Origin of the sequence: Acinetobacter sp. Q85-2 (genome assembly GCF_013420555.1) — a bacterium.
GTDB lineage: Bacteria > Pseudomonadota > Gammaproteobacteria > Pseudomonadales > Moraxellaceae > Acinetobacter > Acinetobacter indicus.
Window position 1 is genome coordinate 46,961 of record NZ_VOXW01000004.1, and the last position, 25,080, is coordinate 72,040.

Sequence of the window (25,080 nt, forward strand, 5' to 3'; positions counted from 1 at the left end):
GAGGACGAGTAATCTATCTCGCTTTAGATAGAGAATAGAGAGGTGAATCCTTATCTGAGTTTAGCCAGCCATTCACCCAGCATCTGCACAATTTGCACCAGAATCAGCAGTACAATGACGGTCAGAATCACCACGCTGGTATCAAAACGCTGGTAACCGTAAGAAATGGCCAGATCACCAATACCACCGGCACCGACGGCACCGGCCATTGCAGTTGCACCAATCAGGCTGATGGTGGCGGTGGTCAGGTTTAGAATCAGCGAGCTACGTGCTTCCGGCAAAATAAACTTGAAAATAATCTGCAGCGGTGTCGCACCCATGGCTTGTGCCGATTCAATAATCCCTTCATTGACTTCCAGCAATGAGGTTTCCACCAGACGGCCAATATATGGACCGACATAAATGGTCAGCGGGACAATCGCAGCCCAGGTGCCAATTGAAGTGCCAACTAGAAATTTAGTTAAAGGAATAACGGCAATTAACAGGATAATAAACGGCAGGGAACGTAGCGCATTTACAATCGGGTTCAGGCTATGATAAATCGTGCGGTTTGGTAAAATCCCGCCCGGACGGGTAGCGACCAGGATAATCCCCTGAATAAAGCCCCAGATACAGCCAAACAGCATGGCAAAAAACACCATGTGGAAAGTTTCTTGTAAGGCTGTGACAAACTGGTCCATCGACAGGGCGCTTTTCCAGAACGGCGCGGTCAGGCTGGTGAGCCACTGGACAATTAAATCTCTCATCCTTGTACTCCTGCTTGTTCAACCTGAACCCCATTTTGTTCGAGGAACTGAAGTGCTTGCTGAATAATGGCCGGGTCCCCTAGCAACTGAATAAACATCTGCCCAATCACCGCGCCATTAATTTCAGTCATGTTGGCAAATAAAATATTCAGGCTTAAATCAAACTGTTTAATTACTGCCTGAATCACGGTTTCCTGCGCCGATTTCCCTAAAAATTTCAGGCAGTAAATACTGTGCTGATTCTGGTTTTCCAGATTGTTTAAAATATTCACCGGTAACTGCTGTTGCAGCACGGTTTGAATAAAATTCTTGGTGGTTGGATGCTGCGGCTGGCTAAAAATGTCCAGGGTAGAACCGGTTTCAATCACCTGGCCATGTTCCATAACGGCCACATAATCACAGACTGATTCAATTACATCCATTTCATGGGTGACCATGACAATGGTAATGCCTTGTTCACGATTAATTTTTTTTAGCAGTTCCAGCACCGATTGCGTGGTTTGCGGATCCAGCGCACTGGTGGCTTCATCACAAAGTAAGATTTTAGGATGATTGGCCAGGGCACGGGCAATCCCGACCCGCTGTTTTTGACCGCCAGACAGCTCATCTGGATAGGCATCTTTTTTATGTTTTAGATCAATAAATTCAAGCAGTTCATTCAGGCGTTTTTCACGCTCTGCCGCCGACCAGCCGAGCAGTTTCATCGGCATTTCAATATTGGCCGCTACGGTTTTAGTTTGCAGCAGGTTAAAGTGCTGGAAAATCATGCCGATATTGGCACGTTCCTGACGCAGCGCCTTGGCACTTAAAGCGGTAAAGTCAGTGTTATTGATGATTACCTGACCTTCATTCGGGCGCTCCAGCAAATTAATCAGACGAATGAGGGTACTTTTTCCTGCACCACTATAACCAATAATTCCAAAGATACTGCCATCTGGAATTTGCAGATTGACCTGATCCAGCGCGCGAATGGTCTGGCCTTTAAGCTGATAATGTTTGGAAATATTCTTAAATTCGATCATAGCGTCAAGAAACTGTACAAAAATGAAAAACAGGCAAAGTACACTTTGCCTGTTTGTTAACTCAGCATTATATGCTTAATTGGTTTCAGTTAAATAGCTGACAGGTTTATTTACCGCAACTTTTGTGCCACCGAAGTTTTGATCTACATACTGTTTCACCGCTTCAGTGTGATAAAGCTCACCGACTTTTTTCAGGATCGGGTCATCTTTACGTGCTTCTGCAACTGCCAATACGTTGACGTTCAGCTTGGTGCTCTGGTCAATTGGTTCGTAGAAGATTGAATCTTTCAGTACGTTTAAACCGCCTTCCATCGCTAGGGTATTGCCTAGCACAATGGCATCCACTTCATCTTTAACACGAACTGCAGTCGCCATTTGAATTGGCTTGATCACAATTGCTTTGGCATTTTCAGTAATGTCATTTGGAGTGCCCGTTGCAGGAGAGAAGCCTGCTTTCAGCTTGATCAGACCTGCAGATTGCAATAACAGCAGGGCACGCGCTTCATTGGCTGCATCATTCGGAATAGCAATGGTCGCGCCGTTCTGGAACTCTTCCACTTTTTTCACTTTGCTTGAGTAAATACCCATTGGCTCAAGATAGGTGGTCGAAACCGGCGCAATCTTCTGCTCATTGTTGGCATTGTAAGCCACCAGATAAGCATAAGACTGGAATGCGTTCACATCAATTTCGTTGTTTGCCACAGCGGTGTTCATTGAAACGTAATCGGTGAAGTTTTTCACTTCCAGCTTGATACCCGCCGCTTCAGTTTCAGGCAAAGTCGCAATATAGCGCCAGATGTCAGCATCGGAACCGGTAGATGCCATGGTGACGGTTTGTACAGTTGCAGCATCAGTTTGTGCGGCGTCAGTTGCCGGCGTTTCCTGTTTTGCACAGCCAGCTAAACCAACAGAAAGACCTAGAACCAGGCCAAGGAACTTTTTCATGTGTCCATCCCAAATAAAGTGAAGCAGCCAAGCTGTTACTTTATTGATAATTTTAAGCGCCGGGATTTCACTTGAGCCGAAAGAGGCGAGATTCAAGTCCGTCCAGTGCGCGAATTCGTTTAGGCTTTTAGCTATCTGCTGTATTTTTCAATTGACTTTAAAAACGCTTAAAGCCATGTAATTGAAAACTTTATTTTTAGAAGATAGCGAAAAAATGGCCTACATCATAACAATAAATTGATATACAAAATAGTGTATAGAAACTAGACCTTTAGCCGTATTCCTGCATAAGTAAAGTTCATAAAATAAGAAAAGAATAAATAAATCAATTTACTATTTTGAATTGAAAGGGCTAAATCTATGAAAAAATCTTATAGATGTTTATATAAAAAATTATCCAATCTAAATCGTAAAAATAGATATAGCACAGATGGGGTAGGATGATAGATCTTTATAATGATTATTTCCTTCAATCCTATGACAGTTTTCATCCAAACTTGAGATTTTTAATGCGCTTGCAGATAGCTTTGGCGATCAATTTGATAGAGCACATGCATGAGTAAAGGATGATCTGCCGGCACCAGCGGATGCGCAAAGGTTTTGACTTTGCTTAAGCCAATTTTTTGCATGACTTTTTCCGAGGGCGTGTTGAGCACGGTAGTAAAGGAAACTACGTTGTCCAGCTGTAGCTCACGAAAAGCATAATCCAGTACGGCTTTTGAGCCTTCGGTGGCATAACCGTTGTGCCAGTATTGCTTGGCTAGTCGCCAGCCAATTTCAATACATGGGGCAAAATCATAGTGTTCTAGATGCTGATGTAAACCAATAAACCCGATAAATTCACCGCTACTTTTTAGTTCGACAGCAAACAGGCCCCAGCCGTGTGTGGCAATAAAATTCTGGATGCGTTGCATAAAAGCCAGACTTTGCTGCTCGGTCAAGGGATTGAGGAAATAACGCATGACTTCAGGGTCGGCACACATTTGGATAAATGGGGCAGCGTCGCTGTCTTGCCATTGGCGGAGGATCAGGCGAGGGGTTTGCAGGTGGATTTTCATGTTAAAACGATTAATAAGCTCTTGATGCATCATAAATGCATTTATCAAGAAAAGAATGATAATTTCCGTAATGAGATAAGACATGAAATCCCTTCTGCCTTTAGGGTGAGGGTTTTCACCTCTCCCTGACCCTCTCCTGAGAGGAGAGGGAAAATTTAGAAGCATAAAAAACCCCGCACTCAGCGGGGTTTTTTTACTTAATCAATCTAAGAGAGAATTAAGCATTTTCACGCGCAATCGCACGGTAACCAATATCTTTACGATATTGAACGCCGTCGAAGGTTACTTTTTGGCAAAGTTCTAAAGCTTTTGCTTGTGCTTCACCAATGGTGTTGCCTAGTGCAGTTACGCAAAGTACACGACCACCAGCAGTGACAATCTCACCATTTTCATTGGCTTTAGTACCGGCATGGAACACTTTGGCATCGGTCATTTCGGTGTTTAGACCAGAAATCACATCGCCATTGCTAGACGTTTCTGGGTAGCCTTTAGATGCTAAAACAATACCGACAGTCTTACGCTCATCCCATTCAGCTTCTGCTGGCAAGTTACCTGCAATACCAGCCTCAACCAGATCAACCAAAGATGATTTTAAACGCATCATGATCGGTTGAGTTTCAGGATCACCGAAACGACAGTTAAACTCGATTACCTTTGGTTGACCTTGTTCATCAATCATCAAGCCAGCGTACAAGAAACCGGTGTATACGTGACCATCTGCTTTCATACCGTCAACGGTTGGGCGCATTACTTCTTTCATCACGCGCTCAAATACGTCTGCAGTCACCACAGGCGCAGGAGAGTAGGCACCCATACCGCCTGTGTTTGGACCTTGGTCGCCTTCAAAAATACGTTTATGGTCTTGAGAAGTGGCCATTGGCAAGATGTTGTCGCCATCAATCATACAAATGAATGATGCTTCTTCACCTGCAAGGAATTCTTCGATGACTACGCGAGAACCGGCATCACCAAATTTGTTGCCTGCCAGCATGTCATCAATGGCTGCAAATGCTTCTTCGTTGGTCATCGCCACGATTACGCCTTTACCTGCAGCAAGACCATCCGCCTTGATCACAATCGGCGCACCATTTTTTTCAACAAAGGCTTTGGCTGCATCAACTTCAGTGAATACGTCATAGAATGCAGTTGGAATGTTGTGGCGTTTTAAGAAATGCTTGGCAAATGCTTTAGAGCCTTCAAGCTGTGCCGCAAACTTAGTTGGACCCCAGATTTTTAAACCTGCTTCACGGCAAGCATCCACCACACCATTGACCAGCGGTGCTTCAGGACCAACCACGATTAAATCTACCGCATTGTTTTTTACAAAGTCGATAATCGCCGCATTGTCTAAAATGCTTAAATTGATGTTTTCACATTTAGCTTCGGTTGCTGTACCTGCGTTGCCTGGTGCAACAAAAACTTTAGCAACTTTTTCATCTTGTGCGATTTTCCATGCCAATGCATGTTCACGACCGCCATTACCCAAAACTAAAATGTTCATTTAAAAAATCCCTCAAAATTGAATCCCTCCCAACCTCCCTTTAAGAAAGGGAGGGGAATCGCGAAAAACACTGTTCTCTTACGCGAAAAGTCCCCCTTTTTACAAAGGGGGATTTAGGGGGATGATTAAATACGACTTCTAATTAATTTAGTTAATTAGTGACGGAAGTGACGCATGCCAGTGAACACCATGGCAATACCAGCTTCGTCAGCTGCTGCAATGGTTTCTTCATCACGCATAGAACCACCCGGCTGGATAATGCATTTGATCCCTGCTTTCGCAGCGTTATCAATACCATCACGGAACGGGAAGAATGCGTCAGATGCCATCACTGCACCTTCAACCACGAGGCCTGCATGTTCAGCTTTAATTGCTGCAATACGCGCAGAGTTTACACGGCTCATTTGGCCTGCGCCCACACCGATGGTTTGACGGTTTTTCGCATACACAATCGCGTTAGACTTCACGTATTTCGCCACTTTCCAGGCAAAGATCATGTCGTCAATTTCTTGCTCGGTTGGAGCACGTTTGGTCACCACTTTAAGATCATCTTTGGTGATCATGCCCAAATCTTGGTCTTGCACCAGCAAACCACCGTTGACACGTTTGTAGTCCATTTGTGGCGCACGTTCGTCAATTGCTGGTAATTCGCCACAGACCAGTACACGTACGTTTTTCTTCGCGCCAGTCACGTCCAAAACACCTTCAGCAACGCTTGGTGCAATAATCACTTCAACGAATTGACGGTCAACAATGGCTTGTGCAGTTGCAACGTCTAATTCACGGTTGAATGCAATGATGCCACCGAATGCAGATTCAGGATCGGTTGCATAAGCCAAGTCGTAAGCTGCTTGAATGCCGTCTAAAGATACCGCAACACCACATGGGTTGGCGTGTTTTACGATCACACAAGCAGGTTTCGCGAATGATTTCACGCATTCAAGCGCAGCATCAGTGTCGGCGATGTTGTTATAAGAAAGTTCTTTACCTTGCAGCTGTTTAGCTGTTGAAACAGATGCTTCAGTTGCCGCTGGGTCTACATAGAATGCAGCAGATTGATGCGGGTTTTCACCGTAACGTAAATCTTGTGCTTTGTTCAATTGTGTATTGAGCGTACGCGCAAATTTGTCTGCTTCGCCTTGTTCTTTACCTACGCGAGCGCCTAAGTAAGATGCGATCATGCCGTCGTATTGTGCAGTATGTTCAAATGCTTTCACTGCCAGGTCAAAACGGGTTGCGTATGACAGGCTGCCTTCAGCTTTAAGCTCGGCAATAACAGTCGCATAGTCAGATGCGTTGACGACGATACCGACAGACGCATGGTTTTTCGCCGCAGCACGAACCATGGTTGGACCACCGATGTCGATGTTTTCAATCGCATCTGGCAGGGTGCAGTCAGGTTTTGCAACCGTTGCTGCAAATGGATAAAGGTTCACTACCACCAAATCGATTGCATCGATGTTGTGTTCTGCCATTACAGCTTCGTCTAGACCGCGACGAGCCAGAATGCCGCCATGAATTTTAGGATGTAAAGTTTTTACACGACCATCCATCATTTCTGGAAAACCGGTGTGCTCTGAAACTTCAACTACAGCGATATTGTTGTCTTTAAGCAACTTATATGTACCGCCTGTAGATAAAATTTCTACCCCAAGAGCCACTAGATTTTGTGCAAATTCAACAATTCCAGTTTTGTCAGAAACAGAGATTAAAGCGCGTTTAATAGTCATGATTTTCGTCACAGTTATCAAAAAACAGATTAAAACATTAGCAAAATGCGGTTAAAAAAAATGCCCACGAAAGCCGCGAGCATTTTATCATTTATTCACTCATTAAACCGTGAGCTTTTAACTTTTTACGTAAAGTACCACGGTTTAAGCCTAGAATCTCGGCAGCACGTGTCTGGTTACCACGTGTATATTCTAGAACTACAGATAAAAGAGGTTTCTCCATTTCTGCTAGCACCATGTCATACACCTGAGAAGGTTGCTCGCCTTGCAATTGAGCAAAGTAATGGCGAACTGCGCGATCAACGTGGATACGAAGAGCGACATCAGATTGTGCAGTAAAAATAGGAGATTTGCTATTCATGCGAATTAATCCGAAAAATCAGATATCACTTGGGTAAAGTGATATATAAATGTGGTCTATAAATAAATGAACCCCGTTTTAGATCCTAAAACGAGAGTTCTAAAACTGGAACATTTAGCTTGCCACAACTCACAGCGCTGGTCGAAAAATAAGCGTAACAATAGATTAATAATTGTTACAGACCAAAAATCGAAACGAAAAAACCTGCTCAATACGCGTTATTGAAAATAAGGCGCATTCTGCGAGTTTCTATTTGTTTTGAATTACTGAGGAGTATGCAGCACTAAGCTTACGTGGCGCGTATCATACCATTGTCTTAGAAAAAGTGAGCAAGAAAACTGCACTTTTTTTACATTTTTTTTTAATTTTTAAGGCTTGATAATTTCTAAATTATAGGTATCAAAGCTTTTTCGGGTCACTGGCAGCTGAATTTCAAACTTGAATGGGGTATTTTTTGGAATCCGCTCAATGCTGGCCAGACTTTTAATTAAATACTCTTTCGGTTCGAGTACATAGGACGCCACTTCTTCATTATCATCTTTTAAGGTGATTTTCAGTTTTGGCAATACCAAACTCTTGTCATGAAAATTGATCAGCTCGCCGGAGAACAAGGTATGTTCATGGTCATAGCGTTTCACCCGCACACGGTTAATTGAAATCAGGCTGTACTGCTTTTCAAAGGTTTCACAGTTAAACAGCTGGCAGACCCCGTTAAAAGCCACAGTCAGGGCAGGGCTGTTGTTCATGAATTTCGGGTTAAACCATAGAATCTGGAAAATCAGCAAACCGACCAGACTAAAATTGACAATACCCCACAGCGTGTAATAGCCCGCACCATGTTTCTTGCGTTCTTGCTGCAGTTCATTTTCAGACAGATTCATCGAGGGAATACTGGCAATCGGTTCGGTGCTGAAATAATTCAGATTGTTTAAGTAGGTCTTTAAATCAATATTGGAATGTTCAACCTTACGGTCAAAAATATCCAGCAGATGGGTTTCATGTGTGTCGTCAAAAGCCAGACCATGATCGGCCAGAACCGGCGAACTGACCTGTCCACCAGTAAAACCGTTGTATTCGAGCTGGGTTGGCGCAGGCTTTGGCTGCACCAGATGCGAGAGTGCATTAAAGGTAGAGGCACATTTGGGACAGCAAACCATGCCCTGAGCCACTGTAAGCTGTGCAACAGAAACTTTATAGGTGGTTAAACACTCGGGGCACTTGGTCTGCTTTTCACTCATAAGATCTATAGAGGTTGATTAATGCGGCTGGCGCTTCCCGGAAATTCGGCACCAGTTTTCTTCACGTTTTTCGACCTCTAATATATCAAAAAATTCAGAATAAACACTAGAAACTTCAGCAACTTGCTCTTCGATTACACCTGCAAGTGCGAACTCTCCCTCAGATTTGGTTAAAGTTGCGAATTCAGGCGCAAGCATCATTAACGGGCCAGCCAGAATGTTGGCAACCAGTACATCGGCTTTCTGATCTTTTAAGGTTTCATTAAACTCTTCAGGCAGACCGACAAACAGACGATCCAGTACGCCATTCAATTCAGCATTTTGCTGGGTGGCTAAAACCGCTTGTGGGTCAATATCAGTGGCATAGACTTTTTTCGCACCTAAAAGTAGGGCAGCAACACCTAAAATGCCAGAACCGCAACCATAGTCGATGACGATTTTATCTTTAACATCGGTTTTACCTAACCATTGCAGGCACAGGAACGTTGAGGCATGGTTACCGGTACCAAAGGCCAGACCCGGATCCAGTTTAATATTCACCGCATCTGCTTCAGGGGGCTCTAGCCATTCCGGTACAATCCAGAATTTTTCAGCAATCTGGATTGGCTCGTAATAATCCATCCATGAGCGTTCCCAGACCTGATCTTCCAGGAATTCGCTACGCATTGGTGCATCTGGCAGTTGAGTGCGAATGAAAGTTTCCAGCGCAGCCACATCAATTTCTTCGTTTTCGTCCTGTGCATAAATACCGGTCACAATCACCTTGTTCCACAGCGGTGTTTCGCCTGGAAGTGGTTCAAGCAAGTCCTGATTTTCAGCATCATCCAGCGTTACACTCACGGAGCCAAGTGAGCTGAGTAATGTTTCAGTAAAGTCGACTTGAGCTTGATCAACAGTAATATGTATTTGTAACCACTTCACAGGAATAACCTAATTTGTTTTTTCAAAAGGATATTGTAGCGGAAGGCAATCGGTTTCGCCTACCAATGTACAAAATAAAAAGGATGCCAGCGCGACATCCTTGGGTGAAAAAAGTGCTTAACTGTTTGCCACCACAGGCTTGGGTTCAGCAATCGGTACAAAGCGGTTTAATAACATGCCGAAGATGGCAGCGAAGATATACATGAAAATAGAATAGACTGCCGCCGGCATGGCCACGGTTGAACTGGCCATAACGGTTAAGGCAATGGTCATGGCAAGCGTGCTGTTATGAATCCCGATTTCAAAGGCACTGGCGCGGGCCTGGGCGCTATTAATCCCAAACAGGCGTGGGACGAAGTAACCAATCACCAGACTGGAAATACAGAACAGTGCGGTAGCCAGGCCAATATCACCAATATAATTCAGGATATTGTGTCGCTCCTGCACAATGGCCCCAATGATAATTAAAATCAGAAAGATCACTGCAAAAATCCGTAAGGGCTTGTTCAGTTTCTCGGTCAGTCGCGGGGCATAATGACGAATTAGCATACCAATAATCACCGGCACAATAATAATCCCGAATACCTGCAAGATTTTACTGAATTGCAGGCCAATGCTTTGGTCAGCCTGTAAAAAGTGGGCAATTGCGAAATTGACGATAATGGGTAAGGTCAGTGCTGCAATCACCGAGTTAATTGCGGTTAAGGTAATGTTGAGCGCCAGATCACCCTTAAATAAATAACTGAACAGGTTGGCGGTACTGCCACCCGGCGAAGCAGCCAGTAGCATCATGCCGACGGCCAGTAACGGCGGTAGTGCCAGAATTTTACATAATAAAAAGGCTATCCCGACCAGCAGTACCAGCTGGCAAAATAGTGCGACCAGGACTGCTTTGGGGTGTTTGGTAACGCGTGCGAAATCTTTGGGCGTGAGTTCCAGCCCCAGCCCAACCATAATAATGGCCAGCGCCAAGGGCAGCATAACGGTAATAATGCCTGAATCCATATGACCTTCCTGTCAAATTTATCCTTGTGAGAAAAGACAGTTGCTTCATGCAAAATATCTTTTACTGTTTATTCAAATTACTCTATGACTTTCTGTTTTACCGAATTTAACGGCATTCGTCTAGCCAGTAAATGTCCAAAGATCAAGGCAAACATATACATGAAGATGGTGTAAATGGCGGCAGGAATGGCAATCTGGGTGCTTTGTAGTACCGACAGTGCCAGGGTTAAAGACAGCGCGGTGTTATGAATACTCATAAAGAAACCGCAGGAGCGCGCCTGCTGTTCGGAAATGTCCATCAGCTGTGGCAGCACATAACCGGCCACCAGACTGACAAAAGCATACAGGGCGGTGGCCAGTCCAACCTGTTCCATATACTGCGCCAGCTGATAGCGCTCCTGAAAGAGCGCGAAAAAGAACAGGGCAAAAATAAAATATACCGACATGCGTCGAATTGGTTTACTCAGCCGTTTGGCCAGCTCTGGAAAAGACGAGCGAATGGCCATTCCCAGACAGACTGGTACTAAAATTAGCAGGAAGGTATAGGCAATCCGCTCAATTGGCATGTTGATTTCGGTCTGATCGGCCATGAAATAGCGCATGGCAATGCTAATGATAAAAGGCAGGGTTAAAATGGCCATCACCGAATTGATGGCGACCACGACAATATTCAGGGCTACATCGCCTTTATAGACATAACTGAACAGGGCAGAGGTGGAACCACTAGGGGTAGCTGACAGCAGCATCAGGCCCACCGCCAGCAAAGGAGGCAGTTCTAAAAACAAGCAGAGAATAAATGCCAGTCCAACCAGCAAGACCTGCCGGGTAAACAAGGCAATAAAAATGACTTTCGGTTGCTGATTGACCCGAATAAAATCTTTAGGGCTGAGTAGCAAGCCCAAACCCATCATTAATACCGCCAAGGTTAGCGGTAGAAAGAAGGTAAAAATGCCGCTTTGCATGGCATCATCCTATTTAATTCTTATTTTCCCCAGTTTCAGTGTAATTGAGTTGAGTTTTAAATCAACCATAAAAATAATAAAAACAGCCATTTACTTGGTAATAAATGGCTGTTTTCTTGATTGAGTTCACATATTTTGGCTAGATGTGAATCGGGTTGGAGTTTACATTTGAGCAGGACGCGGCGGGGTAAATCCAAGGGCACATTTACCACGAACTTCTGCACCGGAAATGGTTGCCGTGGTTGCATTCATGTCTTGGCCACAGGTGGTATACAGTGCAGCTTCATCACCGTGAATATCGAGTTTTCTGTCTGCCGGGAAGAACTGTGGCTGGCAGGTACCGTTCCAGATAATGCCACGATAGGCAAAGCTGACCGCAGCACCTTGAGATTTGCCTTTACAGACATTCTGATAGCGCTGTGAATCGTACACTTTTTCAACTTTGTCATTTGCCTGTATAGCTGCAAATGGAGATAAACATAAACCGCAGAGGATGGATGAGAGGAGTATCTTCTTATTCATAATTCGTACCTGTGCTTGTTTGTAATGAGTACATGATTTAGGATAAAAAATAATCAAAATAAAACAACCTATATCTGGTTAATTTTTAATATGAAATGTTTTTATTTGCAGTATATCTGCAACGTTCATTTACATTGCCAGCCAATCAATCAGGTGAAAAACCACGAGAAAATCCAAATAAAATTGACTTAATCTGTCAACTTATACGCCGGCTTTTGCTATAATATTCTGTCATTTCTTTTTATCTCTCAATTTACCACTATGCATTATCCTAAAGTTTACGATGTCATTGTTATCGGCGGCGGTCACGCGGGTACGGAAGCGGCTTTGGCTGCGGCGCGTATGGGCCGACAAACCTTGCTCTTAACTCATAACATTGAGACTTTGGGGCAGATGAGCTGTAACCCGGCCATTGGTGGTATTGGTAAATCGCATCTGGTGCGTGAAATTGATGCCTTGGGCGGTGCGATGGCGCTGGCTGCCGATAAAGGCGGGATTCAATTCCGTATTCTGAACTCGCGTAAAGGTGCTGCAGTGCGTGCCACACGTGCGCAGGCTGATCGGGTTCGTTATAAAGCCGCGATTCGTGAAACGCTTGAGAACCAAGCAAACTTGGATATTTTCCAGCAAGCGGCGGATGACCTGATTGTAGAAGGCGATACCGTTAAAGGTGTGGTCACCCAAATGGGCATCCGCTTTGATGCCAAAACGGTAGTATTGACTGCCGGGACCTTCCTGGGTGGTGTGATTCACGTCGGTCTGGAAAAATCCAGCGGTGGTCGTGCCGGTGATCCACCCTCTATTTCTCTGGCACACCGTTTACGTGAATTACAACTACCAGTGGGCCGTTTAAAAACTGGGACTCCACCGCGTATTGATGCACGTTCAGTCGATTTCTCGGTGATGACCCCGCAGCCGGGTGATTTCCCATCTCCAGTGATGTCATTTATGGGCGATGCCTCGATGCATCCTGAACAGGTCAACTGTTATATCACCCATACCAATGAAAAAACCCATGACATTATCCGTGGTGGTTTGGATCGTTCGCCAATGTATACCGGCGTGATTGAAGGGGTAGGTCCACGTTACTGTCCTTCGATTGAAGATAAAATTCACCGTTTTGCCGACAAAGATTCGCACCAAGTGTTCTTGGAGCCTGAAGGTCTAGATACACATGAGCTGTATCCAAACGGTATTTCAACTTCACTGCCTTTTGATGTGCAGTTTGAACTGGTACGCTCAATCCGTGGTATGGAAAATGCCCATATTCTGCGTCCGGGTTATGCGATTGAATACGATTATTTCAACCCGCAAGCATTGAAATTCACTTTGGAAACCAAAGCCATTAATAACCTGTATTTTGCTGGTCAAATCAACGGGACTACTGGTTATGAAGAAGCCGGTGCGCAAGGTCTGCTTGCAGGTTTGAACGCTGCACGCCGTGCCTGGGATCAGGAACAGTGGACGCCAAAACGTGATGAAGCGTATATGGGCGTACTGGTTGACGACCTGATTACCTTGGGAACCAAAGAACCGTACCGGATGTTCACCTCACGTGCCGAATACCGTTTAATGCTGCGTGAAGATAACGCAGATCAGCGTTTAACCGCGATTGGCCGTGAACTGGGTCTGGTGGATGATGCACGCTGGAATGCTTACTGTGAAAAAATGGATGCAGTTGAGCGTGAGAAAGGCCGTTTACAGCACTTGTGGGCTGCGCCAAATAACCCGATGGGTAAAAAATTCGTTGAAATGACGGGTGCAGACCTTTCTAAAGAGTGTTCTGCAATTGACCTGCTAAAACGTCCAAACATCACTTTTGCGCAAATTGCCGAACTGACTGGTTCAGAAGTATCGCAGCAAGTCGGTGACCAGATTGAAATTGCGGTGAAATACGAAGGGTATATCAACCGTCAGCATGAAGATGTAGCGCAGATGAAACGTCTGGAAGAAACCAAAATCCCGGCTGATTTTGATTATGACGGCGTATCTGGTCTGTCGCGTGAAATCACCATGAAGCTGAAACAGGTATTGCCGGAAACTCTGGCGCAGGCCAGTCGTATTCCAGGCGTGACTCCTGCGGCAGTTCAATTGGTGATGATCACCATTCGTAAAAATGCCCAAGCCCGTAAATCTGCTTAAAAGATCCTAATTTGTGAAAAAGCCCGCGGTTGAGATCGCGGGCTTTTTTATGTGCTGAATAAATAAAGTGGAAATTGAGTTTAAGAAAAAACAGATTTAAGCTGCAGATCTTATGATTTCACAGATGATATTGGAGCCGTTACAGTGATCTTATCCAAACAGAGAGGAGTGCACGATGACCTTAAAAACCATTCGTTATAATACGGCTGAACTGGCATGCTAACGGCAATCGCATCCTGTTCAACTTCCCTAAAATCAGCAGCGATAACAACAAAATTGAAAAGAAAATAAGTAAATGTTAGGTCCCAGACTTGGGACCTTTTTTATTCATTGATTTGATGCACAGCGTCAGACACTTCTGCCGGCTCAATCTGTACCAGTTTTTTGCCAAAACTGCGCAGCCACCACACCAGTTGCGAGGTAAACGGCACATTGGAAATGACCTGATACAAGCCATTGTCCAGCTGGATAATCTGCTGGTCTTTGCTTAAACGGGTTTCTTCAAAATAATGTGCATCGGCTTCTGACATGGTCAGTTTCAACTCGATATTTTCAGTCGGCTTGCTGTAATCGACTCTAAAGCCCAGCGCGCCGGATTCAATATAGGCATCAATATCAAAATTAACCGGATGCAGGGCGCGGGAATTTAATACCTCCGCCGATTTAAAGCGATGCAGGGCAAAGGTCTGAATATCGGTTTTGTCGTGTCGGGTGCAAATCAGATAAATCACTGCACCTTTTTGTACCAGCGCCAGCGGATTCAGAATATAGGTCTTTTCTTCCGAAGCCGTGGTACGTGGATGGTAAACGCATTCCAGCTGTTTGTCCTGTAGCAGACCTTCATAAATGGCCTGTTGTGCGCTTTTATCGACTACCGGCGGAATCAGCGGCTGAATGGCCGGCACAATCCGCACCCGGTTAATCCACTGGCGGACATTGTTCTGGGTCGACAGGCTGCGCCGTGCCAGATCAAACCACGGGGTCATTTCCTCAATCAGGCTAGGTGGTAACAGATGTTTGAGATGTTCTTCCACCATCATAAAGGTGACTGCCTGTGAGCTGGTCATGTGCGGCAGGCTTTGTAGCGGTGCATCGGAGCGCCAGCGCCAGCCTTGCGGGACGGTGCCATTATTTTCAATCGGGAAGCGCTGCGAAATCTGGTTTAAATCACGCTGGATGGTACGTAGGCTGATATCAATGCCTTCACGTTGCAGAATTTCCTGTAATTCACGGGTACCCATCCATTTTCCGGTAGAAAGGCGGGACAGGATTTGCCACTGGCGATAGAGGCTATTGGACGTTTCTTTTTCTTGTGTCGACATATTGGAATCAGCGCTGAGATAAATATTGGAGAGTTCATGGCTATAGTCCACACAATAAGAAATGTCATGCTTTTTGGCAAGTGGCAGGCACGAGGTCTGGCGATAAATTGATACAAGATGAAGCAAAATAAGATTTGTTTTATCTCTACAGATCGGCGATAAAGAAAGAGTGAATACCAAGTCACAATTATTGGCACTGGAATTGCTTATATAAAATTAGAAAGGATAACAATGATGAGGTTTGTATGCTGAAAGAAAATCAAGATACAAATTCAATAGATACAATAACATCAGACCATCTTTTAGAGCGGGTGCAGGTCTCGGTGACCGATATTTCGCTGCCGCAGCAAAAATCATCTGTATTATTCGAACAATTGAAATCTGAATTTTTTAATAAATTGTCGGGCGAACAGAGCCTTGCCGATAGTGCCGCGCAGAAAATCGAACAATGGCTGACCCAGCACAGTTTAGAAGAACTGACAGCACTGAATGATGCCGCCAAAGCACATTTTCTGTATCAGGGAATTACCTTTACCGTGTATGGCGATCAGGAAGGCACCGAGCGCACCATTCCTTTTGATATTATTCCGCGGGTTATGGCCCGGCAGCAATGGAATACAGTGGCCTTGGGCTGTGCCCAGCGTACCCGGGCGCTAAATCTGTTTTTACATGATATTTATCATCAACAGGATATTCTAAAAGCCGGTATCGTACCGGAACTGCAGGTGCTGACCCACGAAGCCTATCAGCCACATATGCTTGGTCATGGTCTGAAGGGTAAGGTCTATAGTCAGATTAGTGGCATTGACATTATTCGTGATCAGCACGGTGAATTTTTTGTGCTGGAAGACAATTTAAGAACGCCATCGGGTGTGTCTTATATGCTGGAAAGCCGTAAGATTAGCCAGAAACTGATTCCCCAGCTGTATCAGCAGAATAATATTCAGGGCATCGAGCATTATCCGCAGCTTTTAAAAGAAATTCTGGCCGAAAATGCCTATGTCGATCAGCCTTTTATTGTGGTGCTGACACCGGGGCGCTATAACAGTGCCTATTATGAACATGCATTTTTAGCCCGTGAGATGGGTGTACCTTTGGTAACATCGAGTGACCTGTTTGTATTAAATGACAAGGTTTATGTGAAAACGGTGCGGGGCAAACAGCAGGTTGATGTAATTTATCGCAGGGTAGATGATGCATTTTTAGACCCGCTCTGTTTCAGACCGGACAGCACCCTGGGTGTGCCGGGCCTGATGTCGGCCTATTTACAGCATCACGTCGTCATCGCCAATGCGCCGGGTACCGGGGTGGCCGATGACAAATCCATTTATCCTTATGTCGATAAAATGATTCATTTCTATTTGGGTGAACAACCAATCTTAAATAATGTCCCGACCTATCAGTGCCGCGAAGCAGATGATCTGGCCTATGTGCTGGAACATCTGGAACAGTTGGTAGTGAAAGAAGCACAAGGTTCAGGTGGATATGGCATGCTGATTGGTCCTCAAGCCTCCGAGGAGCAACTGGCCGAGTTTAAAATGAAAATTCTGGCCGCACCGCAAGCCTACATTGCCCAGCCGACCCTGAATCTGTCGGTGAGTCCGACCTTAACCGAACAGGGCATTGCCGAACGGCATATTGATTTACGTCCTTTTGTGCTCAGCTCGCCTTATCGTACTGAAATTGTTCCCGGTGGCTTAACCCGTGTGGCCATGCAGGCCGGTTCGCTGGTGGTCAATTCATCTCAAGGTGGTGGCATTAAAGATACCTGGGTGGTTGATCCCTTACATTCATAACAACTCCCAAGGAGAATCATGTGATTTTACTGAGTCGTAATGCACAGCAGATTTTCTGGTTGGGTCGTTATTTGACCCGCATCCAGTATTTATGCAGTCAGTTTCCATTTAAATATAATGATGATGCCTTGCAGTATGCACACGCCTTCTGTTTGCCAGCCTTTGATGCGGCATCTTTAAATGAGCTGATTCTAAATCCGGAACAGCCCGCCTCTTTTCATCAGCAGTTTCAGTATGCCAAAGACAATATTCAGGATTTACGCGGGGTCTTGTCGGCACATGCCTATGCCGAATTAAACCAGTACATTAAAAATGCCAAAGAAAATCCGGCCTATATCTGTGATGTAGTTGGAGATTGTCATGAAGTCTTAGAAGCTGAAGCATCTGATATTTTCCTGTTCTTTAAACTGGGGCAGCATCTCGAGCAACTGGACCGGCAATTGCGCTTAAAGCAGGATATTCAGGGCACGGTCTATTATATTGAAGTGGTGGTAGGGTTATTGACCCAAGCCGGCTGGGATTCTTTACCCGAAATCTGGATGAAGCTGAAGCAGCAGCCCGACAGCATGCATTTTTACCAGTTTAGTGACCATATCCAGCAACTGTTCGAGGCCGATGCATGAGGCTCATGATTAATCACCAGACCCATTATCATTATTCGGTACCGGCCTGTAACAGTATTCAATATATTAAAATGACCCCGCCGAACAATGCCCATCAACAGGTTCATCATTGGGCGATTAGTGTGCCAGGGGAATCCGAGATTAAACAGGATGCTTTTCAGAATATCTGGATGACCAGCACCCAGCGCTTTAGCTATCAAAGTCTGAGTATTATGGCGCAGGGCATTGTCGAGTTGCGTCCGCAGACACGCTGGGGCCTGCAAGATCAGCTGAATCCCTATCTGTTTTTACAACCAACAGCCAGCACGCTGTGCAGCCCTGAAATGCAGTGTTTTGCACGGCAGTATGTACCGCAGGTGAATCGTGACAACCTGATCCGTTTGTCAGAAGCGATTTTAAGCCATATGCCATACCGTCCGGCCCAAACTTCGGTGCAGACCACCGCCATTGAAGCCTTTCAGGCCAAACAGGGCGTCTGTCAGGATCATGCCCATGTACTAATTGCCATGTGTAAATCTTTGGGCGTACCGGCGCGTTATGTTTCGGGTTATTTATATAGCAGCAACAGTTCACATCTTGCCAGCCATGCCTGGGTAGAGGTATTTTTAGAACAGCACTGGTACTGTTTTGATGTCAGCAATCTGGCTTTTCAGCCAGACTCGCATGTCTATCTGGCCGTCGGGCGGGATTATTGGGATGTGGCGCCGGTCCGTGGCGTAAGAGAAAAAGGCGGCATCGAGCACATGCAGACCATGGTGCAGGTTCTGGCCTGCTAAGTAATGGATGACAACGAAAAGGATAATGCTATGACGTATTGCTGTGCGCTGCGTTTAAAAGATGGTCTGGTGTTTATTAGTGATTCGCGTACCAATGCCGGGGTCGATCACATTTCGGTATTTCGCAAGCTGTATACCTTTGGCGTGGAAGGCGAGCGCCTGATTACCATTCAGACCTCGGGCAACCTAGCGACCACACAGGCAGTCATCGGTCATTTAAAAAATCATCTGACTTTAAACCAGGAACCGCATTTATATAGTGTCAAAACCATGTTTGAAGTGGCAGAATTGGTGGGTTGTTTGCTGAAAAAAGTCATTCAGGATGTTACCGACGATAAAGACGAGCAGCATAATTATTATTGCAATTTGCTGGTGGGCGGGCAGATTAAAGGCGAGCCGATGCAGCTGTATCATATTTATCCGCAAGGCAATTTTATTTGCGCCACGCGTGATACGCCGTTTTTCCAGATTGGAGAAAGCAAATATGGCAAACCAATTCTTGACCGGGCCTTACGCTATGATATGTCGCTGGAAGATGCCTTACGCTGCGGCCTGATTTCTTTTGATTCCACTTTACGTTCCAATGTGTCCGTGGGTATGCCGCTGGACTGTATGGTTTATCATAAAGACAGCCTGCATATTCCTTTGGGCAAACGTATTTGCGAAGAAGACCCGTACTTTGAATATATCAGCAAGCAGTGGTCCGATACCTTAAGACGCGGGTTGCAGGAATTGCCGGTGCCAACCGAAGATTATTTGACTTAAAAGCTCAGTCCCTTTATTTTAATCAAGTTTTCCTTGAATGATAAATCCTTAAGAAAATCAAAAAATATTCGTACAGATCATGATGAGGACTTGAATATGTTTCAGCTTTGCTATGCCAGCCAGAGTACCTCGACGGCTGAAAATTTACTGCAAGATTTACGCAATATTCTGATCGAAGCGCGCAATGCTAATACCCAGCATCAGGTATCGGGTGTGCTGTGCTATGCAGAGGGTTATTTTTTTCAATGTCTGCAAGGTGATGAACAGGCCGTTCAGGAAATTTTTGCCGGGATTGTTGGTGATCCGCGTCATCAGAATATCCAGATTTTTACCGAGAATCATGTTGCCCAGCAGCGTTTTCAGGATTGGGCTATGAAATATGTGATGCGTAATAGCGAGATCAAAGCCTATTTCCAGCAACTCGGTCATGCGCAATTTTTACCGCATCAATTAAATGCCACACAGGTTGATGGATTGCTTCAGGTGCTATATGAGGCGCTAAATCATTCGGTGGTGGATGAGGTGGCTTAAATCTGCTGCTTATGTAATTAAAATGAATAAAAAAAAGAACCTCAAGCAAGGTTCTTTTTTTATTGAGCAGATTAAATGATTTTACGGTCCGGACGCTGGGTTAAACGGCACAACAGCTCATAACCAATGGTGCCATTGGCTGCAGCAACATCATCCACTAATCGTTGCTTGCCCCAAAGCTCGACTTCCGTGCCTAACTGAACATCCAATCCAGTTACATCAATAGCAATCATATCCATGGCAACACGACCGACTACAGCTGCTTTTTGGCCTTTAATGGCGACAAAATTCTGCGCAAAGAAGGCACGTGGATAGCCATCACCGTAGCCAATGGACACAATAGCCAGTTGCATAGCTTTATCGGCAGTAAAGGTCGAGCCATAACCAACCTGTTCACCGGCCTGAATCTCATTTAAGGCAATAATTTCTGCGCTAAAGGTCATCACCGGTTTTAAATCTAGTGCATAAATATCTCGGTCTGCAAACGGAGTTGCGCCATAAAGCATGATGCCGGGACGGACAAAATCAAAATGCAGTTCCGGATATTTATAAATAGCAGCAGAATTACAGCACGAAGCTAAAATCGGTGCGCAGTCGTTTTTTACTTCCAGAAACTGACGGATCTGTTCATCATTCAGTGGATGATCAGCATCTGCATTGGCAAAGTGCATCGCCAGAACACAGGTAAAGCCGGCCGATTTTAATTGCTGAATGACCTCTTTAATCACCTCAAGTTTAAAGCCCAGACGGTTCATGCCGCTGTTGAGCTTAACCCAGACTTTCAGATTTTTAGAGATATAGGCATCTTTGTGCGCAATGAGCCATGTAACCTGTTCAGGCTGATGCACCACAATCTCGATATTCTGTTCAATGACAATTGGCATTTCATCTTCAGTGAACACGCCTTCAATCAGGGTGATGGGTTGCTGGAACCCCAGTTCACGAATTTCCAGTGCTTCTTGTAAACAGGCGACACCAAAGGCATCGCTGTCTTGTAAGGCTGCTAAGCAGTCTTTAACGCCATGTCCATAAGCATTGGCTTTGACCATACTGACAATTTTGGCAGTTGGGGCAAGTTGTCTGACACGGTTTAAATTATATTGAAGCGCAGCGCGATCAATATAAACTGTAGCTTGGCGCACCCTTATTTACTCCTACAGGGTCATGGAAAGGCAATGATGGCTGAATTATTCATCATCATCGTACTGAGCATAAAACTCAGGGGAAAGGTTACTAAAGCGGGTGTATTGGCCTTCAAACGCCAGACGCACGGTGCCAATCGGGCCGTTACGCTGTTTACCAATAATAATTTCGGCAGTACCGGCTTCTTTAGATTCCTTGTTATAGACCTCATCACGGTAAATGAACATGATCAAGTCGGCATCCTGCTCAATCGCACCCGATTCACGAAGGTCGGACATTACTGGGCGTTTGTTGGGACGGTTTTCCAGCGAGCGGTTGAGCTGGGAGAGGGCAATGACCGGACACTGCATTTCTTTGGCTAAGGCTTTCAAGCTACGCGAAATTTCTGAAATCTCGCCGACACGGTTATCGCCCATGCCGGGTACTTTCATCAGCTGCAAATAGTCAACCATGATACAGCCGAGTTTGCCGCCGTGCTGTTTGGCAATCCGGCGCGCACGCGAACGTACTTCGGTTGGAGGGAGCGCTGATGAGTCATCAATGTATAAATGCTTTTCTTGTAGCTGTAAAATGGTGCCGGTGACTTTGGACCATTCATCGCCGCTGAGTTTGCCGGAACGTAAATTCCCCTGATGCACTTTGCCATACGAGGAAATCAGACGCATGGCAATTGAATCGGCTGGCATTTCCATGGAGTAAACCAGCGCCGGCAGGTCGTTATTGAACAGTACACTTTCAACCAGGTTCATGGCAAAGGTGGTTTTACCCATTGACGGACGGGCCGCAACAATAATCAGGTCGCCAGCTTGCATCCCCGAAGTTTTATTGTCCAGCTCGACAAAGCCGGTGGTCAGACCGGTAATGTTGCCATCCATTTGCGACAGTTCATTTAACTTGTCGAAGACATCGGCCACGACGGTATTAATGGCTTTCGGACCGGCATTTTTCTTGTTGTTATTGTGCTGCTCGGCAATCTGGAAAATATTGGTTTCAGCGAGGTCTAGAATTTCACTGACAGTGCGGCCTTTGGTGTCATAGGCATTTTGCAGAATTTCCGAGCTGACTTTAATCATGTTTCTTAAGGTCGAAAACTCTTTAATTTTAGCCGCATAAGTTTCCAGGTTATAGAAACTCGATGGTGAATCGGCCATCAGCTGCATGAGATATTCTTCACCACCAATGGCATCAAGCAGATTGTGCTTGATCAGCCAGTCATTGACCAGAACGGCATCATAAGGGGAGTTTTCTTTGGCCAGGGTATCAATGGCACGGTAAATATATTTGTGTCGCGTGGCGTAGAAATCGGATTCCTGTAATACATCTCCGACCTGTTCCAGTGATTCGGCCACGGTCATGAGGGCAGCCAGAACGGCCTGCTCAATGGCCAGGTTATGCGGCGGGGTGCGAAACTCTTTGAGCGCACCGGAATCGTTGCTGGAACTCTCTGTTTTGACTGGAGTTGGTTTGGTGTTGGCCAGCGCCTGTGACATATAATTCCCTGATTTTAATACGATGAATACCAAATAAAACCGGTGGTCTTATAGCATGAATTCAATAAACGGTGTAACCACAAATCATACGCGCTCTGGCAAAAAAAGCGAGCAGATTTTAAGAACGGATAGCTTACAAAAAGGTGAGGAGATTTTTACAGAAATAAAAAAAAGAGCATGCCAAGGCATGCCCTTTTTTCTTGCGAGAAATTACTCAGATACGATAGTAACGAGAACTTCAGCAACAACATCATGGTGCAATTGGATTGCGATGTTGAATTCACCAGTGTGACGAAGCGCACCGTTTGGTAAACGAACTTCTGAACGGTCTACTTCTAAACCAGCGTTCGTTAACGCGTCAGCGATGTCACGAGTACCGATTGAACCGAATAATTTACCTTCGTCACCCGCTTTCGCAGTGATTACGATATTTACTTCGTTCAGTTGGTCAGCACGTGCTTGAGCAGCAGCCAATACTTCAGCTTCTTGCTTCTCAAGTTCAGCACGACGAGCTTCAAAAGCAGCAGTGTTTGCTTCAGTCGCAGCAACTGCTTTACCTTGAGGGATAAGGAAGTTACGGCCGTAACCAGCTTTAACTGATACTTTATCGCCTAATTTACCAAGGTTTTTAATGCGTTGTAATAAGATAATATCCACAGCTCAACCTCACTTATGATTGTCAGTGTAAGGGATCAACGCTAAGTAGCGAGCTTGTTTGATCGCAAGCGCTAATTGACGTTGGTAACGAGCTTTAGTACCTGTAATACGGCTAGGAACGATCTTGCCGTTTTCAGTGATGTACTGTTTTAAAGTATCGATATCTTTGTAGTCGATGTACGTAACGTTCTCAGCTGTAAAGCGGCAGAACTTGCGACGACGGTAAAAACGTGCCATTGATGTTCTCCTTATGCTTCAGCAGAGTCTTGGTTAACTTGTTGTGCTTCTTCACGTTGAGCTTTACGCGCACGTTTTTCTTCAGCACTCTTAGCCAGTAAAGACTCTTCAGTGATAGCGTTTTCACGACGGATGATTAAGCTACGAAGGATCGCGTCGTTATAACGGAACAATTCTTCAAGTTCATCAAGAGTCGTTTGACCACATTCAACATTCATTAAAATGTAGTGCGCTTTGTGAATTTTGTTAATTGGGTAAGCCAATTGACGACGGCCCCAATCTTCTAAACGGTGAATTTGACCTTCAGCTTCTTTGATGTGAGTCAGGTAACGTTCTACCATACCCACAACTTGATCGCTTTGGTCTGGGTGTACCAAAAGTACGATTTCGTAGTGACGCATTGTCAGCTCCTTACGGTTTATGCAGCCCCTGACCAAATAGCCAGAAGCAAGGAGTCACAACCAGGGTTGTGTCGCAAAATTGCGAAGCGTGAATTTTAGTGCTTTTGCTAACGAAATACAAGCCATTGAACAAAGAGCTTGATCACTTATTTCAACAAAAGAGTGAGGTGGGGGAATTATGGTAATAAGCTTACTAATAGAGAGTAAGTATCTATAAATCAGAAAAAGAGATCGAAGAAAAGAAAACTGGAATTAGAAGGGGAGTCCCATCTTAAAAGATAGAGAGGGCTCTATCTTTTAAAAGAGGATGATTGAATTTGCAGGAGCTTGCGCAGTAATGCTGAAGCTTAAACTGATCACGGTAATTAAAATTACAGAGAACAGGAAAAAGCGTTTTGCCCACAGCTGATCATTTTCTGCTTTAAAGCCGAGGATGGCAATGTACAGCCAGTAAATACACAGGGCATTTAAAATCAGCAGATATAACCAGTTGGCATATCCAAATACAAATAAGGCATTCATGACCACTGTAAACAGAATCACATAAATTAGCGACTCTACTTTGGTGCGATACACAGAACGCGCCACAGGTAAAATTGGAATACCTGCATTTTTGTAGTCATCGAAGCGGTAAATGGCAATCGCCCAGGAATGCGGCATTTGCCACAGTGCATAGCCCAGAAAAATAAGCAGGGCAGCCAGGTCAAACTGGTTTGCAACCGCAGTATAACCAATAACCGGTGGGCTTGCGCCCGAAATACTACCAATAATGGTCTGATGAATGGTGGTGCGTTTGGTCCATAAGCTATAAAAGCCGACATAAACTACAAAACCAATCACGGCAAAAAGGAAAGCGTACGCATTTACCCCAAACCATAAAATGCTAAAACCTAGTACACCCAGTACTAAAGCAAACGCTAAAGCAACCGGAACTGAAATGGTTTTTTTTACCATCGCACGATTTTGTGTACGTTGCATTTTTTGGTCGATGTCTTGGTCAATTACGTTATTAACCACACATCCAGATGCCACTACCAGGGTAGTGCCCAGAAGGGTAAGAAGCAGGAGAAGGAAATCTACAGAACCTTGAGTGGCTACAAAGTAGCCACCCAAAGTGGTAACGAAGTTACCGAAGAGAATTCCTGGCTTAGTCAGGAATAAATACTTTTTCAGCATGACAACCAGT

25 protein-coding genes are annotated in these 25,080 nt (G+C 45.0%); 6 read left to right on the top strand and 19 right to left on the bottom strand.

The features are described 5' to 3' along the window. Positions 1-50: 50 nt before the first annotated feature. From FTT68_RS02800 to FTT68_RS02855, 12 genes are all read right to left on the bottom strand, one after another. Complete coding sequence (locus FTT68_RS02800; protein ID WP_075166894.1) at positions 51-746, bottom strand: methionine ABC transporter permease; 696 nt, start codon at positions 744-746, stop codon at positions 51-53. Next, positions 743-1,768, bottom strand: coding sequence for a methionine ABC transporter ATP-binding protein (locus FTT68_RS02805; protein ID WP_075174374.1), 1,026 nt, complete (start codon positions 1,766-1,768; stop codon positions 743-745). The genes FTT68_RS02800 and FTT68_RS02805 overlap by 4 nt, the downstream gene beginning before the upstream one ends. 75 nt (positions 1,769-1,843) lie before the next feature. Further along, positions 1,844-2,713, bottom strand: a complete 870-nt coding sequence (locus tag FTT68_RS02810) for a MetQ/NlpA family ABC transporter substrate-binding protein (RefSeq protein WP_075166892.1) — start codon at positions 2,711-2,713, stop codon at positions 1,844-1,846. 506 nt (positions 2,714-3,219) lie between these two features. Then, positions 3,220-3,771, bottom strand: a complete 552-nt coding sequence (locus FTT68_RS02815) for a GNAT family N-acetyltransferase (protein ID WP_075174398.1) — start codon at positions 3,769-3,771, stop codon at positions 3,220-3,222. A gap of 217 nt (positions 3,772-3,988) precedes the next feature. Further along, entirely contained in the window at positions 3,989-5,272 is a 1,284-nt protein-coding gene (gene purD, locus FTT68_RS02820; RefSeq protein ID WP_180006364.1) for a phosphoribosylamine--glycine ligase, read from the bottom strand. Between the two features lie 155 nt (positions 5,273-5,427). Then, entirely contained in the window at positions 5,428-7,002 is a 1,575-nt protein-coding gene (gene purH / locus FTT68_RS02825; RefSeq protein ID WP_180175187.1) for a bifunctional phosphoribosylaminoimidazolecarboxamide formyltransferase/IMP cyclohydrolase, read from the bottom strand. A 91-nt stretch (positions 7,003-7,093) separates the two neighbouring features. Beyond that, complete coding sequence (gene fis / locus FTT68_RS02830; RefSeq protein WP_001086304.1) at positions 7,094-7,363, bottom strand: DNA-binding transcriptional regulator Fis; 270 nt, start codon at positions 7,361-7,363, stop codon at positions 7,094-7,096. 368 nt (positions 7,364-7,731) lie between these two features. Next, complete coding sequence (locus FTT68_RS02835) at positions 7,732-8,601, bottom strand: DUF3426 domain-containing protein (RefSeq protein ID WP_104491618.1); 870 nt, start codon at positions 8,599-8,601, stop codon at positions 7,732-7,734. Between the two features lie 18 nt (positions 8,602-8,619). After that, the gene (gene prmA, locus FTT68_RS02840) at positions 8,620-9,522 is read right to left on the bottom strand and encodes a 50S ribosomal protein L11 methyltransferase (RefSeq protein WP_180006363.1); all 903 of its coding nucleotides are present in this window, start codon (positions 9,520-9,522) and stop codon (positions 8,620-8,622) included. Between the two features lie 117 nt (positions 9,523-9,639). Beyond that, the gene (locus tag FTT68_RS02845; RefSeq protein ID WP_016659105.1) at positions 9,640-10,527 is read right to left on the bottom strand and encodes a bile acid:sodium symporter family protein; all 888 of its coding nucleotides are present in this window, start codon (positions 10,525-10,527) and stop codon (positions 9,640-9,642) included. Between the two features lie 77 nt (positions 10,528-10,604). Next, positions 10,605-11,489, bottom strand: a complete 885-nt coding sequence (locus FTT68_RS02850; protein WP_160241209.1) for a bile acid:sodium symporter family protein — start codon at positions 11,487-11,489, stop codon at positions 10,605-10,607. 162 nt (positions 11,490-11,651) lie between these two features. Beyond that, complete coding sequence (locus FTT68_RS02855; RefSeq protein WP_180175188.1) at positions 11,652-12,011, bottom strand: hypothetical protein; 360 nt, start codon at positions 12,009-12,011, stop codon at positions 11,652-11,654. A gap of 261 nt (positions 12,012-12,272) precedes the next feature. On the opposite strand from FTT68_RS02855, the gene mnmG reads away from it, so the two are divergent. Continuing rightward, a complete protein-coding gene (mnmG, locus tag FTT68_RS02860) occupies positions 12,273-14,153 on the top strand; it encodes a tRNA uridine-5-carboxymethylaminomethyl(34) synthesis enzyme MnmG (protein WP_016659103.1) in 1,881 nt (626 codons plus the stop codon). Between the two features lie 323 nt (positions 14,154-14,476). Here the strand turns inward: mnmG and FTT68_RS02865 are convergent, their stop codons facing one another. Further along, entirely contained in the window at positions 14,477-15,475 is a 999-nt protein-coding gene (locus tag FTT68_RS02865) for a YafY family protein (RefSeq protein WP_005178762.1), read from the bottom strand. Positions 15,476-15,720: 245 nt separating this feature from the next. Between FTT68_RS02865 and FTT68_RS02870 the strand changes: the two genes are divergently transcribed. From FTT68_RS02870 to FTT68_RS02890, 5 genes are all read left to right on the top strand, one after another. Next, positions 15,721-17,271, top strand: a complete 1,551-nt coding sequence (locus FTT68_RS02870; protein WP_180057006.1) for a circularly permuted type 2 ATP-grasp protein — start codon at positions 15,721-15,723, stop codon at positions 17,269-17,271. Between the two features lie 20 nt (positions 17,272-17,291). Next, positions 17,292-17,894: an alpha-E domain-containing protein gene (locus FTT68_RS02875; RefSeq protein WP_016659100.1), complete on the top strand. Its 603-nt coding sequence runs from the start codon at positions 17,292-17,294 to the stop codon at positions 17,892-17,894. Beyond that, positions 17,891-18,670, top strand: coding sequence for a transglutaminase family protein (locus FTT68_RS02880; RefSeq protein ID WP_180175189.1), 780 nt, complete (start codon positions 17,891-17,893; stop codon positions 18,668-18,670). The genes FTT68_RS02875 and FTT68_RS02880 overlap by 4 nt, the downstream gene beginning before the upstream one ends. 30 nt (positions 18,671-18,700) lie before the next feature. After that, on the top strand, positions 18,701-19,435 hold the full coding sequence (locus FTT68_RS02885) for a proteasome-type protease (RefSeq protein WP_005178750.1): 735 nt from the start codon (positions 18,701-18,703) through the stop codon (positions 19,433-19,435). Positions 19,436-19,531: 96 nt separating this feature from the next. Continuing rightward, on the top strand, positions 19,532-19,966 hold the full coding sequence (locus FTT68_RS02890; RefSeq protein ID WP_016659098.1) for a BLUF domain-containing protein: 435 nt from the start codon (positions 19,532-19,534) through the stop codon (positions 19,964-19,966). Positions 19,967-20,037: 71 nt separating this feature from the next. Here the strand turns inward: FTT68_RS02890 and alr are convergent, their stop codons facing one another. The 6 genes from alr to cyoE form a co-directional block, all read right to left on the bottom strand. Beyond that, a complete protein-coding gene (gene alr, locus FTT68_RS02895) occupies positions 20,038-21,108 on the bottom strand; it encodes an alanine racemase (protein WP_104510195.1) in 1,071 nt (356 codons plus the stop codon). Positions 21,109-21,153: 45 nt separating this feature from the next. Beyond that, positions 21,154-22,599 (bottom strand): replicative DNA helicase, encoded by a 1,446-nt coding sequence (gene dnaB, locus FTT68_RS02900; RefSeq protein ID WP_005178744.1) that lies wholly within the window; start codon positions 22,597-22,599, stop codon positions 21,154-21,156. Between the two features lie 210 nt (positions 22,600-22,809). Then, complete coding sequence (gene rplI / locus FTT68_RS02905; RefSeq protein ID WP_005178742.1) at positions 22,810-23,256, bottom strand: 50S ribosomal protein L9; 447 nt, start codon at positions 23,254-23,256, stop codon at positions 22,810-22,812. 9 nt (positions 23,257-23,265) lie between these two features. Continuing rightward, on the bottom strand, positions 23,266-23,493 hold the full coding sequence (gene rpsR / locus FTT68_RS02910; RefSeq protein ID WP_004719336.1) for a 30S ribosomal protein S18: 228 nt from the start codon (positions 23,491-23,493) through the stop codon (positions 23,266-23,268). An 11-nt stretch (positions 23,494-23,504) separates the two neighbouring features. Beyond that, a complete protein-coding gene (gene rpsF / locus FTT68_RS02915) occupies positions 23,505-23,894 on the bottom strand; it encodes a 30S ribosomal protein S6 (protein WP_005178734.1) in 390 nt (129 codons plus the stop codon). Between the two features lie 297 nt (positions 23,895-24,191). After that, entirely contained in the window at positions 24,192-25,070 is an 879-nt protein-coding gene (gene cyoE / locus FTT68_RS02920) for a heme o synthase (RefSeq protein ID WP_005178733.1), read from the bottom strand. Between the last annotated feature and the right edge of the window lie 10 nt (positions 25,071-25,080).

What these genes read in the sequence shown, in the direction of transcription:
- FTT68_RS02800 (WP_075166894.1), bottom strand. Translation starts at nt 746, where the DNA reads ATGAGAGATTTAATTGTCCAGTGGCTCACCAGCCTGACCGCGCCGTTC.
- FTT68_RS02805 (WP_075174374.1), bottom strand. Translation starts at nt 1,768, where the DNA reads ATGATCGAATTTAAGAATATTTCCAAACATTATCAGCTTAAAGGCCAG.
- FTT68_RS02810 (WP_075166892.1), bottom strand. Translation starts at nt 2,713, where the DNA reads ATGAAAAAGTTCCTTGGCCTGGTTCTAGGTCTTTCTGTTGGTTTAGCT.
- FTT68_RS02815 (WP_075174398.1), bottom strand. Translation starts at nt 3,771, where the DNA reads ATGAAAATCCACCTGCAAACCCCTCGCCTGATCCTCCGCCAATGGCAA.
- purD (WP_180006364.1), bottom strand. Translation starts at nt 5,272, where the DNA reads ATGAACATTTTAGTTTTGGGTAATGGCGGTCGTGAACATGCATTGGCA.
- purH (WP_180175187.1), bottom strand. Translation starts at nt 7,002, where the DNA reads ATGACTATTAAACGCGCTTTAATCTCTGTTTCTGACAAAACTGGAATT.
- fis (WP_001086304.1), bottom strand. Translation starts at nt 7,363, where the DNA reads ATGAATAGCAAATCTCCTATTTTTACTGCACAATCTGATGTCGCTCTT.
- FTT68_RS02835 (WP_104491618.1), bottom strand. Translation starts at nt 8,601, where the DNA reads ATGAGTGAAAAGCAGACCAAGTGCCCCGAGTGTTTAACCACCTATAAA.
- FTT68_RS02845 (WP_016659105.1), bottom strand. Translation starts at nt 10,527, where the DNA reads ATGGATTCAGGCATTATTACCGTTATGCTGCCCTTGGCGCTGGCCATT.
- FTT68_RS02850 (WP_160241209.1), bottom strand. Translation starts at nt 11,489, where the DNA reads ATGCAAAGCGGCATTTTTACCTTCTTTCTACCGCTAACCTTGGCGGTA.
- FTT68_RS02855 (WP_180175188.1), bottom strand. Translation starts at nt 12,011, where the DNA reads ATGAATAAGAAGATACTCCTCTCATCCATCCTCTGCGGTTTATGTTTA.
- mnmG (WP_016659103.1), top strand. Translation starts at nt 12,273, where the DNA reads ATGCATTATCCTAAAGTTTACGATGTCATTGTTATCGGCGGCGGTCAC.
- FTT68_RS02865 (WP_005178762.1), bottom strand. Translation starts at nt 15,475, where the DNA reads ATGTCGACACAAGAAAAAGAAACGTCCAATAGCCTCTATCGCCAGTGG.
- FTT68_RS02870 (WP_180057006.1), top strand. Translation starts at nt 15,721, where the DNA reads ATGCTGAAAGAAAATCAAGATACAAATTCAATAGATACAATAACATCA.
- FTT68_RS02880 (WP_180175189.1), top strand. Translation starts at nt 17,891, where the DNA reads ATGAGGCTCATGATTAATCACCAGACCCATTATCATTATTCGGTACCG.
- FTT68_RS02885 (WP_005178750.1), top strand. Translation starts at nt 18,701, where the DNA reads ATGACGTATTGCTGTGCGCTGCGTTTAAAAGATGGTCTGGTGTTTATT.
- FTT68_RS02890 (WP_016659098.1), top strand. Translation starts at nt 19,532, where the DNA reads ATGTTTCAGCTTTGCTATGCCAGCCAGAGTACCTCGACGGCTGAAAAT.
- dnaB (WP_005178744.1), bottom strand. Translation starts at nt 22,599, where the DNA reads ATGTCACAGGCGCTGGCCAACACCAAACCAACTCCAGTCAAAACAGAG.
- rpsR (WP_004719336.1), bottom strand. Translation starts at nt 23,493, where the DNA reads ATGGCACGTTTTTACCGTCGTCGCAAGTTCTGCCGCTTTACAGCTGAG.
- rpsF (WP_005178734.1), bottom strand. Translation starts at nt 23,894, where the DNA reads ATGCGTCACTACGAAATCGTACTTTTGGTACACCCAGACCAAAGCGAT.
- cyoE (WP_005178733.1), bottom strand. Translation starts at nt 25,070, where the DNA reads ATGCTGAAAAAGTATTTATTCCTGACTAAGCCAGGAATTCTCTTCGGT.